This is a genomic window from Pirellulales bacterium (assembly GCA_035533075.1).
Classification (GTDB): Bacteria; Planctomycetota; Planctomycetia; order Pirellulales; family JAICIG01; genus DASSFG01.
Genome location: DATLUO010000107.1, coordinates 1 through 16527, shown reverse-complemented (window position 1 = coordinate 16527; position 16527 = coordinate 1). Strand labels below are relative to the sequence as shown.

Genomic DNA, 16527 nt, shown 5'->3' with positions numbered 1-16527 from the left:
GGCGTTCCGGAGCCATCTCGCGAGCGCTTGCCGGCCAAAGGCAGCCGCGAGAATAAGCCGGCCCTTCAAAGCAAGTCGGGTGCCGACCACTCTGCCAAGAAGGCATCGTATAACACAAAGCGAAAAACGCAAGTAGGTTACGGCGAAAAGAGGTGAGCGAGCGAGGGGTGCGATTGCCTGGAATCTGTGCAACGACTGTCGAAAAGATGGGCAGTTTACGATGACATCAGCACCAGCTTGGTCAACTCCGGCCGGCATCGCCAACGAACGGGGTGGCGACCGGAGATGCCGCGCGAGACGTAGAGCAAGGTTGGTGGAGCGTCGAAGACGCCGGAGGCATAGCGGCAGCCGTGCTTGCTCGGCGAGTAGATCGGTCCCACGATCGGCAGCACAACCTGGCCGCCGTGGTTATGACCGGAGAGCATCAGATCGATCCCCTGACGCCTGGCCCACGGCAAATTGTCGGGGGTGTGGCTCAGGAGAATGCGAAAGGCATCGTGCGGCGAAGCCGAAAAGTCGGGATGCCGGCCCATCCACGGCACCTCACTGCCGCCCAGCACCAAGGGAGACTTATCGCCCGCGACCACGGCGGTGCGGCCTGCCAGGTCGTGCCAACCTAAGCTCGTCATCGCTTCACGAATGCGGTCGGGCTGCAAATACCAGTCGTGATTGCCCAGAATAAAGTAGCGGCCCAGGGGCGCCTCCAGCCGGCCCAAGGTCGGTTCGAGCCAATCGAGCAGCCGCATATCGTCCAACAGGTCGCCGGTGAACACGATCAGGTCTGGGCGCGTCGCCTGGCCAAGCTCGATCAGGCGCTCGAAAAACGGTCGATCGAGCGTGCCAATGTAGTGGAAGTCGGTGAGGTGCAAGATGGAAAGTCCGTCCCACTCGCTCGGCAGCCGCGGCAGGCGATACACCTTTTCCGACACTTCGACCTGAAAAAGCTGATTTCCCGGCAGGCGCGTGAGCGAGGCGTAAGGGCCGTCGCCGAGCGGCCGGTAGCCAAGTTGCTCGGCGACGTTTACCACGTGGGTGTGATTCGAGAGTTGCGCCGCGGGCAACGACCGCAGGGCATATCGCACCGCCGAGTAGAACATGCCGAGCGTGCCCATCCCACAAATCGCCAAGTAAACGAACCAACCGATCGGCAACGCCAGCCAGCTTCCGCCCGCCAGCAGCCGCGTGCCGTGCCAGCCCACGACCCAAGCCATGAAGACCGGCAGAAGGAGGATCAACAGCTCGTGTAGGTCGCGGACCCAGCGCAGCGCAGGTCCGCGGATGCGGTAGGCGTGCAGCCGGTTGACGAGCATCACCATCAGCTCGAACTGCCCGGCGGCGAGCAGGAACAGGATCAAGGCATTCAACATCGACGCTCAGACAGCCCTGGGATGAAGGGATTCGAGGCCCGAAAATCCAGCATAGCTCATTTAACCGCCTGCGTTGAGGGCCTTTCCGGTCCGCTACGTGCTAGGCTTGATGGAGAGTCCAGAACCGGAACCGTTTGGAGTGTCATGTCATGCGCGTCCTGCTGCGATTTGCCGTTTTTGCCGCCGCTCTGGTGCCCGCCGCCGCTTGGGCCCAACTGCCGCCCGGTTACTGGAGCTCCTATGACGCCGGTAATGCCCATTACCACCGGCATCGAGCCAACTACGAGCTAGAGCGCCAGCGAGCGCCGAGCACAGCCGCGCACGGACCGTGGACCAACCACTCCGGGCCTGACGATCCGATGGATTATGAAGGGCGCGGCATGACGGGCCAGGGACTCAGCTCGTATCAAAGCAACGGCTACCGCGGGCCTCACCAGAACTATTACTACGGCTATTGGGACGGCGGCTTCACGCCCGGCCTGTATGGTTTTTCGATGTACCCGCACTTCGATCGCCCCGGCTTTACGTACTGGCAATACTGATACCTCCCGTTTGGCGACAGTTTTCGGTATGATAGCCGGATGCACGATGCCGGACCCTATTTCGTTGGCTGGGGCAGCCTGGCCCTGATCAATGCCGGGCTGGCTCAAGGCAAGAACCGTAGCGGACTCAACTGGTTCCTGCTGTCGTTGCTGTTAGGGCCGCTGGCCACGTTCGCGCTGGTGGCCTTCTTCCCCAAGAAGCTGCTCTGAGAAGCCAACTGCCCGCCATGCCCCAAGTTTTAATGCCGATCGGCGACGCCAGCGAGGTGATGGACACGCTCTATCCCTTCTTTCGCTTGCCCGAAGACGGCTTCGAGGTGGTCGTTTGCGGTCCCGAAGCCCGCCTCTATCACCTTGTCACGCACGAGATCCCGCCCGGCGACGACCGTTGGGACATTACGCGCGAAGGCCCCGGCTACCATCTGCGTGCCACGGCGGCCTTCCGCGACGTTCAGCCGGAACGGTTCGCCGGGCTGTTCATTTCCGGCGGCCGGGCACCCGAATATCTGCGCTACGACCAGGATCTGCTGCGAATTACGCGGCACTTCTTCGAGACCGGCAAGCCGGTCGCATCCGTGTGTCACGGGATCGAAATCCTGACGGCCGCGGGCGTCATTCGCGGCCGCAAGGTGACGACCGTGGCCAAATGTGCTCTCGACGCCCAACAGGGCGACGCCGCCTACGTGGACCAGCCGTGCGTAGTCGACGGCAATCTCGTGACCGCTCGCACCTGGCACGACAGCACGCCCTTCATGAAGGCATTCGTCGGCCTGCTGCGTTCGGCGGCAACCGTAGCATAAGCGTCCTCGCTTGTGCGGCGAGGCTGAAACGCGTGAGGAACTAAATGCTGACGATCGACGCCACGGCGTGTGCCAAGGCCAGCGGACTCATCAGCCAGATACTCCTGGGAAGCCGGTTCCAGAGAAGAACCCGGCCTGCGGATGGTTCGCCCGAAATTCCCTCATCTAAAGTTGAGAGGGAAGACTGGCGGCCGGTGGCTCTGTTTCCGGCCGAATCGGCGAGCGATTCAAGATGAGAAGAGGGGTTTGTCGGAATTGAGTTTACCGAAGACGGAGGTTCGTCTGTCCGAGACGGTAAAGGGTCTTCGCTTTGGGAGTTACCACCGAGGTCGCCTGCGACCATCGATTCTACCTTTCGTGAAAGAGTTGACTTCTACGCCAAGACGAATTGCGATCGCCATTTGGCTACACTTGGCGTTAACATTTTAACCAGTGGCGGTCAAGAGGTAAAGGAATTTTTCGCCCTCGGCACGGCCGGCGCTAGCATTTCACGTCGGCCGGGCACCTACCGCCGCTTGAATCGAATTGCACAAATCATTCCAAAGAGCATACACCCGCGTGATTGGCCCTGATTCTTCGCAAAATGACGTTTCCCCGTCGCCACCGACTGCCGCCGTTTTCGACATGGACGGCCTACTTTTCAACACCGAGGACCTTTACCAGGATGTCGGCGGCGAGCTGCTGCGGCGGCGAGGGCACGAATTCGGGCCGGAATTGCTGCACGCCATGATGGGGCGACCCGGCCGGGTGGCCCTGCAAATGATGATCGACTACCACGGCCTAAGCGACACCGTCGAAACCCTGGCCGCGGAGAGCGCCCGGATTTTCCCCGCCATTCTCGACCAGCGGCTGGCCTTGATGCGGGGCGTGCCTGAATTGCTGGCAGCCTTGGAACAATCGGAAATCCCCAAGGCGGTCGCCACCTCCAGCGGCCGGCCGTTCACCGCCGACGTTTTGGGACGCTTCGACCTCGAACCGCGCTTTCAGTTCGTCCTCACGGCCGAAGATGTCGCGGAAGGCAAGCCCCACCCCGAAATCTACCTCAAGGCGGCCGCCTGTTTCGGCGTGCCGCCGGGCGAGATGGTCGTGTTCGAAGACAGCCAGAATGGCTGCCGGGCGGCGGTCGCCGCCGGGGCGGTCGTGGTGGCCGTGCCCGGCGGGCACAGCCACTTGCACGATTTCAGCGGCGCCACGCTGGTGGCCGACACGCTGGCCGATCCCCGGATTTACGACCTGCTGCAGATTCCGGGTCCTCGAACCGGCTTTGGCACCATCGAAGAATAACGTCGTCCTCGATGTTCGCGGCCAACCCACAGGCATCACCAGAGACGTGGCATGTACTCCGCGAAATCCTTCAGATGGTCGTCATTGTCCGCAAGGATCGTGATGTAACCCTTGCCGAGGCCAGGCGGGGGGCGCAGGCCGGGCTTCGGCGGGGGTAACTCGCTGACCAGTTTCGCTACGGGACGGTCATTTTCGGTGATTGTCACCTCTTCACCCGGCGTGAGTCGATGGACCAAGTCCGACAGCTTTGCTTGGGCCTCTTGAAGCGTGATCGTGGCCATAGCTCGTTTCTCCCTTAAAGCGACCATCCAGCCCCGTTTCCCATTCTACCATGCGGTGCCGTCCGCTGACCTTGGCCGAAAGCCGCGATTCTGGTAGCTTGCCGGCCGTTTCCGTCCGCTCGATGCGCGCCACTGGATTTGCAGGGATGAACAACTTCGGCAGGGCACTGCGCCTGGCGCTACGTTATCCGCTGACGCTCGCCGCGTCAGTCGCGTGTGCCTTCGTCGTGGCCGTGCTTTGGGGCGGCAATATCAGCACCGTCTATCCGCTGGTCGAAGTGACCACCAAAGGCCGGTCGCTGCAACAGTGGGCGGACGAGTCGGTCGTCCAGTCCGAAAAAAAGGCGTCCGAACTCCGAGCGGAAGCCGCCAAACTCGCCGCCGAGATCCCGGCGACGGCCGCCGACCAGCGTGACGGCCTCGAAAAAACGCGGCAACGTCTGCTGCGCCAGGCAGAGCTGGAAGACCACGACGCCGCCCGATATCGGTGGGTCAACCAACACCTCCTCCAGCCCCTCTTCCCACAAGATCCCTTCCTGACGTTGATGCTCGTGGTCGGGGCACTGCTGGCGGGCACAATCGTCAAGAGCCTGTTCTTCGTCGCGCAGCAGATCCTGGTGGCGCGGCTGGCCCAAAGGGTGGTGTTCAACCTGCGCAAGGAGTTCTATCGCCGCACGCTCCGCATGGACCTCGCCACCTTCACCAGCGAAGGCACCAGCGAGCTGATGAGCCGCTTCACCTTCGATATGGAGAGCCTTTCGAGCGGCCTGAACGACTTTTTCGGCAAGCTCATCCGCGAGCCGCTGAAAATGATCACCTGCCTGGTCGGCGCGGCCTGCGTCTGCTGGCAGTTGCTGCTGCTGTCGCTGGTCGTCGCGCCGCTTTCGGCCTTGCTCATCCGCTGGCTGGCCAAGACGCTGAAACGGGCCAACCGCAAAGCGATGGAAGAGATGTCGCAGATTTACAACATCCTGGAAGAGACGTTCCAAGGAGTCAAGGTCGTCAAGGCCTTCACGATGGAACGCAGCGAGCGCTGGCGGTTCCACCAGGTCAGCAAAAAGTACCTCAAAAAGGCCATGCGCATCGCCCGCTACGATTCGCTCACGCGGCCCGTCACCGAGGTGATGGGCATGACCACGGTCTGCGTGGCCTTGCTGGCCGGCGCCTACCTCGTGCTGAAGCAGAAGAACAACCTGTTCGGCATCCCCATGGGACGGCAGCCGCCCAGCTTCGAGGCCCTGCTGCTGTTCTACGGCCTGCTGGCGGGCGTCAGCGATCCTGCCCGAAAGCTGTCGGAGGTGTTCAGCCGCATTCAGCGTGCGTCGGCGGCGAGCGACCGCATTTATCAGTTGCTCGACCGCGAGCCGCGGATCGTCGACGCGAAACACCCGACGCCGCTGGCCCGCCACCATCGCGACCTGGTGTTCGACCAGGTCACGTTTCACTATCAGCCGACGCAGCGGGTGCTCGACAACATCGAGCTGCGGATCGCGTTCGGCGAGACGATCGCCGTGGTTGGGCCAAACGGCTGCGGCAAGAGTACGCTGGCCAACCTGATTCCGCGGTTCTTCGACCCGATCTCCGGCGCGGTCTTGCTCGACGGCGTCGATTTGCGCGACGTGCGTCTGCGCGACTTGCGCGGCCAGATCGGCCTGGTGACGCAAGAAACGCTGCTCTTCGACGACACGGTGCTGGCCAACATCCGCTACGGCAGTCCCTGGGCCACGCGCGACGACGTGCTGCGGGCGGCCCAACGCGCGCACGCCCATCGTTTCATCGAAGAGAAACTGGAGCACGGCTATCAAACCATCGTCGGGCAGCGCGGCAATGTCCTTTCCGGCGGGCAGCGGCAGCGAATCGCCCTGGCCCGTGCCATCTTGCGCGACCCGCCGGTGTTGATTCTCGACGAGGCGACCAGCCAGGTCGATCTGGAAAGCGAGCAGGTGATCCAGCAGGTGCTGGAACAGTTCATCCGCAATCGCACGACGGTGATCGTCACGCACCGCATGGGAACGCTGGCCCTGGCCGACCGGATCGTGGTCATGGAAGCCGGGCGAATTCTCGACGTCGGCTCGCACGACGAACTCTTGCGCCGCTGCTCGCTCTACGGCCGGCTGCACGACATCCAGTTCAAGGAAATCGCTTAGCTCGGGCGTCTAACGGGCGGGTTTCGCGTCGCGTTGCCACTTGGCTGGGTGTCGCGACCTGGCCGCCTGGCCCTGAGCTGACCAATGGCGAGCATACCTTCCTCGCCGCAAAGCGGCAATTCAAGGGCCGCTTTCCTTTCTCTTATCGCTTTTTTCTTCCGACCACAACATCTTGTAGCCGCGTGTAACTCACCCCCAACATTTTGTGCTAGCAAAGACTTGACAACGATAACGCATTTATGTACACTTATCGTCGGCCGGTGCGAACAGCGCGGCCGCGATTGCCCGCTCTCGCGGTGAAAGCCCGCAGCGGGTCAAATGAACGTTGTTTTCCACCACGTCAGGCAGGCGCCTGCCGGTCGCGTCACGCCGTCGAGTGACGCCTAGACCAAATCTCTCGCGGTCGAGTTCTTGAACACGAGTGTCCCATCCGCGCCTTTGCGCGCGCGGCTGGCCTCATTACTCCCCACCCCTAACTCAAGGAGACCTGTATGAACCCTGCAACCAACGTCTCGTCACCCGCCGATGTTTCGAAACCCATCGTGATGGCGCCGGGCGAGCCCGCCCGGGCCCTCGGCGTGCATCCGGCGGCGGAGCTGTTTCCGCTCATGAGGGGCCCGGAGTTCGGCCTGCTCGTCGAAGATATCAGCGAACACGGCCTGCGCGAACCGATTGTCATCTGTCAGGGACTCGTGCTCGACGGCCGCAACCGCCTCCGCGCGTGCGAGATCACGAAGGTCGAGCCGCGCTTCGTCGAATGGGACGGCGTCGGCTCGCCGCTGGCATTCGTCCTTTCGCGCAATCTGCACCGCCGGCACCTGAACGAGGGCCAGCGGGCCGTCATCGCCGCGCGTGCCAAAGCGATGTTCGAAGAGGAAGCGGCCGCGCGCGAGCGCGCGGGGCAGTTTGGCCACCAGCGAAAAACCCCCGCTGCCGAAGGGGTTGCCGTCGAAAAATCTCGGGAAATCACGGCTGCTGCAAATTTGCAGCAGCCGGGGCGCGCCGCCGCCAAAGCCGCCGAACTGCTCAACGTTTCCGAGCGCTCGGTGTTCACCGCCTCGCGCGTGCTGAAATCGGCCGACGAGCAGGTGATCGCCGCCGTCGAAGCGGGAGACGTGGCGGTCAGCGACGCGGCCGCCGTCGCCAATCGTCCCAAAGAGGATCAACGCCGAGCGCTCGAAGCCGCGCGCCAGGGCCGCGCCCGCACCTTGCGGCAGGCCGCCGAACTGGAAGGCGGCGGAAATCCCGAGGCGGCGGATTCGGGCGAGAAGGACGGCGCACGGTCAGCGCGGCGACGAATTCAAAGTGAAGCCAACGGCTTCGCGCGCGAGCTCGATAAGCTCCTGCTGCGCTTGGACGCCCTGACCGCCGCCTGCGGCGGCGCCAATCAGCATACCGACCGCATGCGCGACTGCCTTCGACGCCTGATCGACCACTTCCACGACTTCGTCCGCCATTTTCTGCCAACGGAAAAATAGTGCGGCGCGAAAACGCCCCGCTCTGTAGGTCAGACTTTTCCAGCCTGACGACCTGTCAGGCTGGAAGGGGCCGGGAGTTGGAACGGCAAAACGTCTTTACGACTCCCGACCCCTTTTTTACCTCCAAGTGGAAGCCGGCTTACGGCCCCAAGGCTGGTATCCGCATCGATATCCAGCCCGCTAGGCGGGTGCCGCAGTTCCACCACTCGACCACCCATCTGTGCATTGGGTCAGGAAGAGCCTGAGCAAGAAATGCCACCGGCGCAATGCTGAGCGGGTAGCCGATCAGCAGGGTGGCAACGGCCGTCAAGATGACCGCGGCAAGTCGGCTCCGCTTCCTTTCCATTGCCGAAGTCTAGCGAACCCGACCCAACAGGCGAAGGCCGGTTTTTTGGCCCCTGTGCTGCCGCGGTATCCTCAAAGGCATGGAAGACCGAACCGTGGCAATGCCGCGCGGTCTCGCAGGTCGTCGGCTGACGGCGTAAGATGGAAGCACCGTTCGAGGCGGATTCAGAGGTGCCTCGAGATGCCGATGCTTGAACTGAGTGAGTCTCGTACGTGTGCGAAGGCTCCGCCGAAAGGGAAGAAAACATGACAACGCAGGTTACCGCAACGTTTGTCAACGGCATGCTTAAGCCGGATCAACCGCTGCCGCTGGCGGATCAGACGCGCGTGAAATTGACGGTTGAGCCGATTGAACCGTGGTCGCAAGAAGGAGCAGCCGCTGCGTGGGAATCGCTCAAGGCTCGACTTCGCGAGCGCCCGATTCATGGCGGGGGGAAACGCTTCACTCGAGACGAATTGGATGAACGCCGTTGATACCAACGTTTTCATCTACGGGCTGGACGACAGCGAGCCGGCCAAACAGACAGAAAGCCCAAGGGCTGATCGCCCGGCTGGTTCAGCCGCCGGTGGAGACGGTGCTGCTGTGGCAGGTGGCCGGAGAGCTGTTGAACGGCTTGCGCAAGTGGGAGTCGGCGGGCCGGATCACGAGCGCCGACGTGGAGGCGCACTTTCGCGACGCTTTCGCGCTGCTCCCGCTTAAGATTCCGACGGCCAAGATGTTCGAGGCTGGCTTTGATTTGCACGCGCGTTTCAGTCTCTCCCATTGGGACAGCATGTTATTGGCCGCCTGCAAGGAAGCCGGGGTGACCACGCTTTTTTCGGAGGACATGGATTCGGGAACCGACTACGACGGATTGACCATCGTAAATCCGTTTGTTTGAGGACCGGGAAAAGGGGATAAACTTCATTAGTGTCGGATCAATTTGAGTGCCCCAAGTGCGGATGCAGTTACAGACGCGAAAAACGGCGCGTCGGCAAGGCCGTGATCTGCGCTTGCGGCCACAGATTCTTGTTACCTCCGCCAGAAGGCCAACTGCCTTCGACCACGGTGCCGCCGATGTCGTCGCAAGCGCATCCTCGTCCTCCGCGGCCGCGAGTCCCTCCGATTTCTCGTACTTCGTCAACGCGCCGACAGGCCCCATCCGTGCGCAGCGATGAATCGCCTTCAACGAGCGCGAGCTTGTCGATCCGCTCGGCCTGTGGGCCATCGTCCGCCCCGTCGTCCGCGACCAACTGGCCGTCGTCTCTGACGGGTGACCAACCGCGTAGCAGAACTCGTGAGAGTTCTGGTCCCGTCGCGTCACCTGGCCGGCGGCAGCTCCACTCCCCGCCGCCGCCGACCGTGGGTGGCGGCGGCAACTGCGGCGATCCGCAGGCGACCACCCCGACGTTGGCCAAGAACACGACCGCCACCTGCCTGGCGGAGCAACAATCCAATCCGGCCTCGCCGTTGGTCCTCCGCGAAATCAGCGGCCCTATCGCGATCCTTCTTTGCCAAGCACTGCAACTCGCTGGCGAGGCCCGCCGGCAGAGGCCCCGGTTTGGCGAGTTCAATAGTTAACATGCTCATACAGCGCGAGGCCGACCGTCCCCGCCGCCGGCTCGGGCGGGTTGTTGGCGTAAGCCGGCGAGTTGATGATGTTCAGTTCCACCTGCGTCTGCGTTACCCCGGCGTTCAACTCGTCAATGTAGGGCGTCGGGTCCGGGGGTGTCACGTCCAGGAAATACTCGCCGAACAGGAAGTCGACCACCAGGGCGTGCTGCTCTGCGCTCGACTCGAAGCCGGCGGCGACCTGGGACCGCGTCAGCATCCCGGAGTCGAGAAGCCCAGTCCAGTAGCCCAATCCGGCGGCATCGGGCGCACGTCCCAGGACCCGCTGGTAGAGTAACGTGACGAAGCCGTCGTTGGTGTCTCCCGCGTCATTGAAGAATTCCTGGGAATCGAGAATGCCCACTTGGACATTCGCGGGATCCCCGGTGGCCTGCCAGTCGGCGACCCAGAAGCTCAGCCCGCCCGGATCGGGCCCGCGCAGCAAGTACTGCTCGTAGTACTGCGTGATCAATGGATCGAGCCGTTCGGGACTGTTGAAGATGCCCTCAGCCACGACATCCAGGCTGTCTCCGGCATTGAGCAGGGAGGTCCAATAAGTCAAGCCCGCGTCTTCCGCCGAGCGATGAAGCACTTGGTGGTAGAGCTTGTCGACCAGGCTGGCATTGTATGAGAGGAGCGTGTCGGCGACCTTGTTGCCGACTCGGGTGCCCTCGCTCACCTGATACGCGAAGCTATCGCTGCCCTGGAACGTGGAGTTCGGCGTGTAGCTGAACGAGCCATCGGAATTCAGCGTGAACTGGCCGTGGGCTGTGCCCGTGACCAGCGTCGCAGTCAGCGGCTGATTGTTGATCGGTACATCGTTGGCCAAGACACTCGTCGGCCCCGAGCCGTTGCTCGTCGCGCTCTGGCTGAGCACGAATGTGTCGGGCACGGCCGTGGGCTGCGAGGTGTACCGCTGAGCGTAAATACCGTAGCCGCTGCCATCCTGCGCGCCGTCGCTTTCCCATGCGATCACCGCGTCGCCGTTCGCATCCAGCGCCACAGTGGGCTGTTTCTGGGCGCCCGCGGCATAAGTATTGACCTTGAATTCGCCTCCCACAGGAGCGCCGGCGGCGGAGTACTGCTGGGCATAGACGCTGCCGGGGCTGCCGTCCTGCGGGCTTTCCCAGGCAATCAGGAAGTCGCCGTGGGCGTCGATCGCCAGCGACGGCTGTTGTTGATCACCGGCGGTGTACGTATTGACCTGGAATTCGCTCCCTTGGGCCGCGCCGGCGGCGTTGTAGCGTTGGGCATAAATCCCATAGCCGCTGCCGTCCTGCCCGCCGCTCTCCCACCCGACCACGAAGTCGCCGGCACTGTCCATGCCTACCGTCGGATAGATCTGGTCGCCCTTGGTGTACGTATTGACCCGGAATTCGCTCCCCTGGGCCGTGCCGGCGGCGTTGTAGCGTTGGGCATAAATCCCGTAGCCGCTGCCGTCCTCGCCGTCGGCGTTCCAGGCGATCACGAAGTCGCCCGCCGCGTCCATGCCGATCGTGGGAAACGTCGTGTTACCCGCGTTGTAGGTGTTGACCTGGAATTGGCTCCCTTCGGCCGCGCCGGCCGCGTTGTAACGCTGGGCATAGATCCCGTAGGTGCTGCCGCCCTGGTCGCTGTCCCACGCGACCACGAAGTCGCCGGCTGCATCCATTGCAACGGTGGGGAACGACTGGTCGCCGGCGGTGGTGGTGCTGACGTGGAACTCGCCTCCTTGAGCCGCGCCGGCGGCGTTGTACCGCTGGGCATAGATTCCGTAGCCGCTGCCGTCCTGGTTATAGCTGGCCCAGGCAATCACGAAGTCGCCCGCCGCATCCATCGCCACCGAGGGAAACGTTTGGTTGGCCGCCGTATGGGTGTTGACGCGGAACTCGCTTCCCTCCGCGGTGCCCGCGGCGTTGTACCGTTGCGCGTAGACCCCGTAGCCGCTGCCATCCTGGCCGAAACTGGCCCAAGTGACCACGGAATCGCCGGCGGGGTCCATCGCCACCCTTGGTATGTATTGATTGCCCGCGGTATAGGTGTTGACCTGAAACTCGGCGCCCGCGGGCACCACGCTTAAAAGCGAGCGGTCCTCGAGGGGTTCAAACGAGAGCGTCGCCGCGAGTCGCCTTTGGCGCGGGTTGCCGTCCCTTGCAACGCGACGCAAACTACGACGATGAATCGAACGCTTCCAATTACGAAACATTTCAATGGACCTCTGAGCTGGGACGCAACCAATAAGAAAACTCGGGTGCCGTGACCGCTTGCCGCACGGCTTCGTTCCGCACGTTGACAAACCAAGGCTGACAGAGCACCAGCAACTAGCTCGTCACCGGCCGGTTCGGATTGCTGTAGAACTGCGGGGTTTCGAGCATCAGCAACTGGATGTCGTCCCAGTTTCCGCCAGCCACCAGCGAATTGAAGAAGCCGTCGTTGCCCTGTGGCGAGCTACCATACGCTCCCTCCAGATAGAGGTTTTCCCATCCGCCGCCGGTGAGCAGCGCCAGCTCGGTCATTCCCGTGCCGGCCGTCGTGCCCGGTGTGGCCAAGGGCGTGCTGGCGGTGCCGCCCGCCGCCGGATAGAAGCTGTCGAGCAGGTCGTGTGCCACTTCGGGCGTGGTCAACAGGTCGCGTACGATGCCGTCGCGGTCGCCGGATCCGCGGGTCTTGAGCTCGTTCGACCAGAACGTCAGGCCGCCGCCGTCGGCGGCGCGTCCCAAGAGGTCCTCATACAGGGCGTTGATCCAGCCTTGGGGCGTGCTGCCCGAGTCGAGGTAGAACTCGTCCGAACCGTACAGGGCGGCGATGATGTATTTTTCATCGGCGCTGCCGGTGTTCTGCCCCGGCGTGCCCGGCTGACCCATCTTGTCGGTCCAGAATGCCAAACCGCCGGCATCCGGCGCGCGGTGCAGAATGACGTTGAATGCGGTCGTGATGTAGTGGACCGCATACTCGGGCGAGTTCATGAAGGCCTGAATCACCTGCTGTCGCCCCGCGGCGTTGTCGTGGGCGCTGAGGTAAGAGAGCCAGAAGGCCTCGCCGGAGGAGTCGGGTTCGCGGCCCAACAACTCGCGATAGACGTTTTGCACGAACGTTTGGATCGTTCCGTCGCCGGACACGCCGGCCAAATAGCCGACGCCCGTCGGCGGAGCGACACCTCCGATGGTCGTCGTGGCGCTCGACGTCTGGGTGGTGGCGTCAAAGGTCAACGTGGCCGTGTTCGTCACCGCCTGGCCGCGAAGGCTGGCGCCCGGCGTGGCCGTGATCGTCAGCGTTTCGACGCCGGTGGTCGCCGCCAACGAGCCCAAGCTATCGGTCACCGTGTTGCCGGTGACCACCACCGTCCCGGCGAGATCCGTGGCCGTAATGTTGGTGAATCCGGCGGGCAAGACGTCCGTCACGGTTGCTCCGGTGGCCGCGGCGCCGCCGGTGTTGGTAACCGTAACCGTGTAGGTCAACGCGGCGCCGACCGTCCCCGTGGCTGGGGCTGACTTGACGATCGTCAGCGTTGGGGTCGCTGCAATCGCAGTGCTTGCCGTGGCCGTGGTTGGAGCGCCCAACACGTTCGTCGTGGTCGTGGTCACCTTGGCACTGTTCGTGACCGTCGTGCCGGCCGTCGACGCGCCCGGTGTGGCGACCAACGTCAGGGTGTCGGTCGAGCCCGCGGCGAGGTCGCCCGAGAGCGTGTCGGTGACGGTGCTGCCGCTGTGGGTAATCGCGCCGTTGGGATCGGTTGCCGAGACAAACGTCACGCCGGCGGGCAAGGTGTCCGTGACGATGACGCCCGCCGCTGCGGCGCCGCCGGCGGCGTTGCTGACGGTGATGGTATAGGTCAAGTTGGTTCCGACGGTGCCGCTGGCCTGGCCGGCTTTGGTAATCGACACGTTGGCCGTGGGCTGGGAAGTGTACCGCTGAGCGAAAATGCCGTAGCCGCTGCCATCCTGCGCGCTGTCGCTTTCCCATGCGATCAGCGCATCGCCGTTCGCATCCAGCGCGACGGAGGGCTGTTTCTGGTCGCCGGCGGTATGGGTATTGACCTGAAATTCGCCTCCCACGCGAGCCCCGGCGGCGGTGAACTGCTGGGCGTCGATGCCGTTGCCGCTGCCGTCATGTGGGCTCTCCCAGGAAATCAGGAAGTCGCCGTGGGCGTCTATCGCCAGCGACGGCTGTTGCTGATCACCCGTGGTGTACGTATTGACCTGGAATTCGCTCCCCTGGGCCGCGCCGGCGGGGTTATAGCGCTGGGCATAAATCCCGTAGCCGCTGCCGTCCTGGCCATCGCTCTCCCACCCGACGACGAAGTCGCCGGCACCATCCATGCCTACCGTCGGATAAATCTGGTCGCCCTTGGTGTACGTATTGACCCGGAATTCGCTCCCCTGGGCGGTGCCGGCGGCGTTGTAGCGCTGGGCATAAATCCCGTAGCCGCTGCCGTCCTCGCCGTCGGCGCTCCAGGCGATCACGAAGTCGCCCGCCGTGTCCATGCCGATCGTGGGAAACGTCGTGTTAGCCGCGTTGTAGGTGTCGACCTGGAATTGGCTCCCTTGGGCCGCGCCGGCCGCGTTGTACCGCTGGGCATAGATCCCGTAGGTGCTGCCGCCCTGGTTGCTGTCCCACGCGACCACGAAGTCGCCCGCGGCATCCATTGCAACGGTGGGGAACGACTGGTCGCCCGCCGTGGTGGTGCTGACGTGGAACTCGCCCCCTTGAGCCACGCCGGCGGCGTTATACCGCTGGGCATAGATTCCGTAGCCGCTGCCGTCCTGGTTATAGCTGGCCCAGGCAATTACGAAGTCGCCCGCGGCATCCATCGCCACCGAGGGAAACACCTGATTGGCCGCCGTATAGGTGTTGACGCGGAACTCGCTTCCCTCCGCCGTGCCCGCGGCGTTGTAGCGCTGCGCGTAGACCCCGTAGCCGCTGCCATCCTGGCCGAAACTGACCCAGGTGACGACGGAATCACCGGCGGGGTCCATCGCCACCCTCGGTATATATTGATTGCCCGTCGTGTAGGTGTTGACCTGGAACTCGGCGCCCGCGGGCACCGCGCTCAAAAGCGAGCGGTCCTCGAGTGGTTCAAACCAACGAGTCGCCGCGAGTCGCCTTTGGCGCGGGTTGCCGTCCCTTGCAACGCGACGCAAACTGTGACGATGAATCGAACGTTTCCAAATGCTGAACATTTCAATGGACCTCTGAGCTGGGACGTAACCAATAAGAAAACTCGGGTGCCGTGACCGCTTGCCGCACGGCATCGTTTTGCACGTTGAGAATCATGGGCTGCCGCACGCCCGGCAAGAATTGCACGTCGTACAGTTCGCGACAGCCGGAGGTGAACTCCAACATTCCGGCGAGAACGCCGGTCCGCAGGTCGATGACGGCAATCCCGCAGAGCAGCTTGTCGTGCCGCTGCTGCACGGGCAAGTTGCCGAAAATGTGCCGTTCGCGCACCTGGCTCATTCCCACCAAGGCGTAGGGTCCGACGAAGCAAAGGCCGCGCAAGTAGCCAGGCAGGGCGCAGACCACGGCGTGGTCGCCACGCTGGGGATCGACGGTCCACAATTCGCCGGCCCCCGAGTTCAAGAGCCACCATTTTCCGTCGTGGAGGCGCGGGGAATGGGGCATCGACAAGCTGGCCACCGCGATCTCGCCCGATTCGACGTCGATCAGGACTCCACCCGCCGCCTTGTTCGCTCGCCAGCCGCCGGCCTCATCGGTGGCGCCCAAGGCGGTCACATACTTCGGCCGGCCGGCGTCCATTCCCAGGCCGTTGAGGTGGCAGCGGTCCTCGGGAGCGAGTTGCGAGATGAACGATGGCTGCCAAGCGGGCAGGAAATTGAACTGCGGGCTGAGGGTCGAGAGGCACGAAAAGCGGGTATTCACCAGCCACAGCCCATCGTGTCCGAAGGCGATGTCGTGCAGGTTGAGATCTCCCGTGAACCATGCCGTCCGCGGCAGGTAGAGGGCGTCGTAGCGGCCCGGTTGATGTTCGACATAATCGTGCGCCAAGAGCGGCGCGTTGGCGAAATGCCAGACCTCATGCCGGCAAGCCAAGGCCAAGCCGGCGCCGTTGACGGCCAGCCCCATGGGCTTGTCGAAGTGCCGCATGAGCAGTGTCACTTGGAAGCCGTTCCAGCCCGCCAGAACGACTTTACCGGCCTGGTAGGTCGTCGCCGCCACCGAACCGCCGGCCGCGCTCAACCATTGGGCGAACGCCGGTGTTGCGAAGCAGTCGACGCGCAGCCCCTCTGGCGACGGGGGCCGGTCGCCCCCGGGTCGATCAAGCGATGCCGCCCCTCGCGCATCGCGGTCGCCGGTATCCGAAGCGGGGCCTCGGCAGGTTGCGATCTCGGCTGAAGAATGCATGGCGGTCTCGCTGTGCTCTTTCTAAAAAAAACCGACCAGATAAAATGGGGCGATTGTAGGGTTGGCGGAACATGCAACGCCACCAGTCTATGAGGCTTGCGTGGTGCTGTCAACGAAAAAAGAAGGCACGGTCGAGAATAACCTTGCGGGTGCGATGAAACAAATAAGCGGGACAGCGGGGTATGCGTTCCAGGAATTTTCCCGGCGGGGGTGTAATGCGCAGATAGAAATGTCCCCTTAAGGCGCAGGTAGAAATGTCCCCACAATCACCTCTTCAAAGGAGGTGTTCATGGAGACAATTCGGATGAGCGGCAAGGAGCGGCGTCGTTTGGAGGTTCTAAGTCGGGTGA

At 63.3% G+C, this 16527-nt stretch carries 13 protein-coding genes; 8 read left to right on the top strand and 5 right to left on the bottom strand.

Features of this window, described 5'->3' with window-relative positions:
- Positions 1–215 precede the first annotated feature (215 nt).
- Complete coding sequence (locus VNH11_14140; protein HVA47506.1) at positions 216–1367, bottom strand: metallophosphoesterase; 1152 nt, start codon at positions 1365–1367, stop codon at positions 216–218.
- 149 nt (positions 1368–1516) lie between these two features.
- On the opposite strand from VNH11_14140, the gene VNH11_14135 reads away from it, so the two are divergent.
- From VNH11_14135 to VNH11_14120, 4 genes are all read left to right on the top strand, one after another.
- On the top strand, positions 1517–1909 hold the full coding sequence (locus VNH11_14135; GenBank protein ID HVA47505.1) for a hypothetical protein: 393 nt from the start codon (positions 1517–1519) through the stop codon (positions 1907–1909).
- 39 nt (positions 1910–1948) lie between these two features.
- Entirely contained in the window at positions 1949–2119 is a 171-nt protein-coding gene (locus VNH11_14130) for a hypothetical protein (GenBank protein HVA47504.1), read from the top strand.
- 17 nt (positions 2120–2136) lie between these two features.
- Positions 2137–2709, top strand: coding sequence for a DJ-1/PfpI family protein (locus VNH11_14125; protein ID HVA47503.1), 573 nt, complete (start codon positions 2137–2139; stop codon positions 2707–2709).
- A 558-nt stretch (positions 2710–3267) separates the two neighbouring features.
- Complete coding sequence (locus VNH11_14120; protein ID HVA47502.1) at positions 3268–3993, top strand: HAD family phosphatase; 726 nt, start codon at positions 3268–3270, stop codon at positions 3991–3993.
- 35 nt (positions 3994–4028) lie between these two features.
- Here the strand turns inward: VNH11_14120 and VNH11_14115 are convergent, their stop codons facing one another.
- Entirely contained in the window at positions 4029–4274 is a 246-nt protein-coding gene (locus VNH11_14115; protein ID HVA47501.1) for a type II toxin-antitoxin system prevent-host-death family antitoxin, read from the bottom strand.
- Positions 4275–4420: 146 nt separating this feature from the next.
- Here VNH11_14115 and VNH11_14110 point away from each other — a divergent pair, with 146 nt between their 5' ends.
- The 4 genes from VNH11_14110 to VNH11_14095 all read left to right on the top strand — a co-directional run bounded on the left by VNH11_14110 (position 4421) and on the right by VNH11_14095 (position 9125).
- Entirely contained in the window at positions 4421–6421 is a 2001-nt protein-coding gene (locus VNH11_14110) for an ABC transporter ATP-binding protein (protein HVA47500.1), read from the top strand.
- A 491-nt stretch (positions 6422–6912) separates the two neighbouring features.
- Positions 6913–7899 carry a hypothetical protein gene (locus VNH11_14105; GenBank protein ID HVA47499.1) on the top strand — a complete coding sequence of 329 codons (987 nt, stop codon included), beginning with the start codon at positions 6913–6915 and terminating at the stop codon, positions 7897–7899.
- A gap of 591 nt (positions 7900–8490) precedes the next feature.
- Positions 8491–8718, top strand: a complete 228-nt coding sequence (locus tag VNH11_14100) for a hypothetical protein (GenBank protein HVA47498.1) — start codon at positions 8491–8493, stop codon at positions 8716–8718.
- The gene (locus VNH11_14095) at positions 8715–9125 is read left to right on the top strand and encodes a PIN domain-containing protein (GenBank protein ID HVA47497.1); all 411 of its coding nucleotides are present in this window, start codon (positions 8715–8717) and stop codon (positions 9123–9125) included. Before VNH11_14100 ends, VNH11_14095 begins: the two co-directional genes overlap by 4 nt.
- A gap of 669 nt (positions 9126–9794) precedes the next feature.
- Here the strand turns inward: VNH11_14095 and VNH11_14090 are convergent.
- The 3 genes from VNH11_14090 to VNH11_14080 form a co-directional block, all read right to left on the bottom strand.
- Positions 9795–11885 (bottom strand): DUF4214 domain-containing protein, encoded by a 2091-nt coding sequence (locus VNH11_14090; protein ID HVA47496.1) that lies wholly within the window; start codon positions 11883–11885, stop codon positions 9795–9797.
- 250 nt (positions 11886–12135) lie between these two features.
- Positions 12136–14859: a DUF4214 domain-containing protein gene (locus VNH11_14085; GenBank protein HVA47495.1), complete on the bottom strand. Its 2724-nt coding sequence runs from the start codon at positions 14857–14859 to the stop codon at positions 12136–12138.
- A 136-nt stretch (positions 14860–14995) separates the two neighbouring features.
- The gene (locus tag VNH11_14080; protein ID HVA47494.1) at positions 14996–16177 is read right to left on the bottom strand and encodes a TIGR03032 family protein; all 1182 of its coding nucleotides are present in this window, start codon (positions 16175–16177) and stop codon (positions 14996–14998) included.
- Positions 16178–16527: the final 350 nt, after the last annotated feature.

What these genes read in the sequence shown, in the direction of transcription:
- VNH11_14140 (HVA47506.1), bottom strand. Translation starts at nt 1,367, where the DNA reads ATGTTGAATGCCTTGATCCTGTTCCTGCTCGCCGCCGGGCAGTTCGAG.
- VNH11_14135 (HVA47505.1), top strand. Translation starts at nt 1,517, where the DNA reads ATGCGCGTCCTGCTGCGATTTGCCGTTTTTGCCGCCGCTCTGGTGCCC.
- VNH11_14130 (HVA47504.1), top strand. Translation starts at nt 1,949, where the DNA reads ATGCACGATGCCGGACCCTATTTCGTTGGCTGGGGCAGCCTGGCCCTG.
- VNH11_14125 (HVA47503.1), top strand. Translation starts at nt 2,137, where the DNA reads ATGCCCCAAGTTTTAATGCCGATCGGCGACGCCAGCGAGGTGATGGAC.
- VNH11_14115 (HVA47501.1), bottom strand. Translation starts at nt 4,274, where the DNA reads ATGGCCACGATCACGCTTCAAGAGGCCCAAGCAAAGCTGTCGGACTTG.
- VNH11_14110 (HVA47500.1), top strand. Translation starts at nt 4,421, where the DNA reads ATGAACAACTTCGGCAGGGCACTGCGCCTGGCGCTACGTTATCCGCTG.
- VNH11_14105 (HVA47499.1), top strand. Translation starts at nt 6,913, where the DNA reads ATGAACCCTGCAACCAACGTCTCGTCACCCGCCGATGTTTCGAAACCC.
- VNH11_14100 (HVA47498.1), top strand. Translation starts at nt 8,491, where the DNA reads ATGACAACGCAGGTTACCGCAACGTTTGTCAACGGCATGCTTAAGCCG.
- VNH11_14080 (HVA47494.1), bottom strand. Translation starts at nt 16,177, where the DNA reads ATGCATTCTTCAGCCGAGATCGCAACCTGCCGAGGCCCCGCTTCGGAT.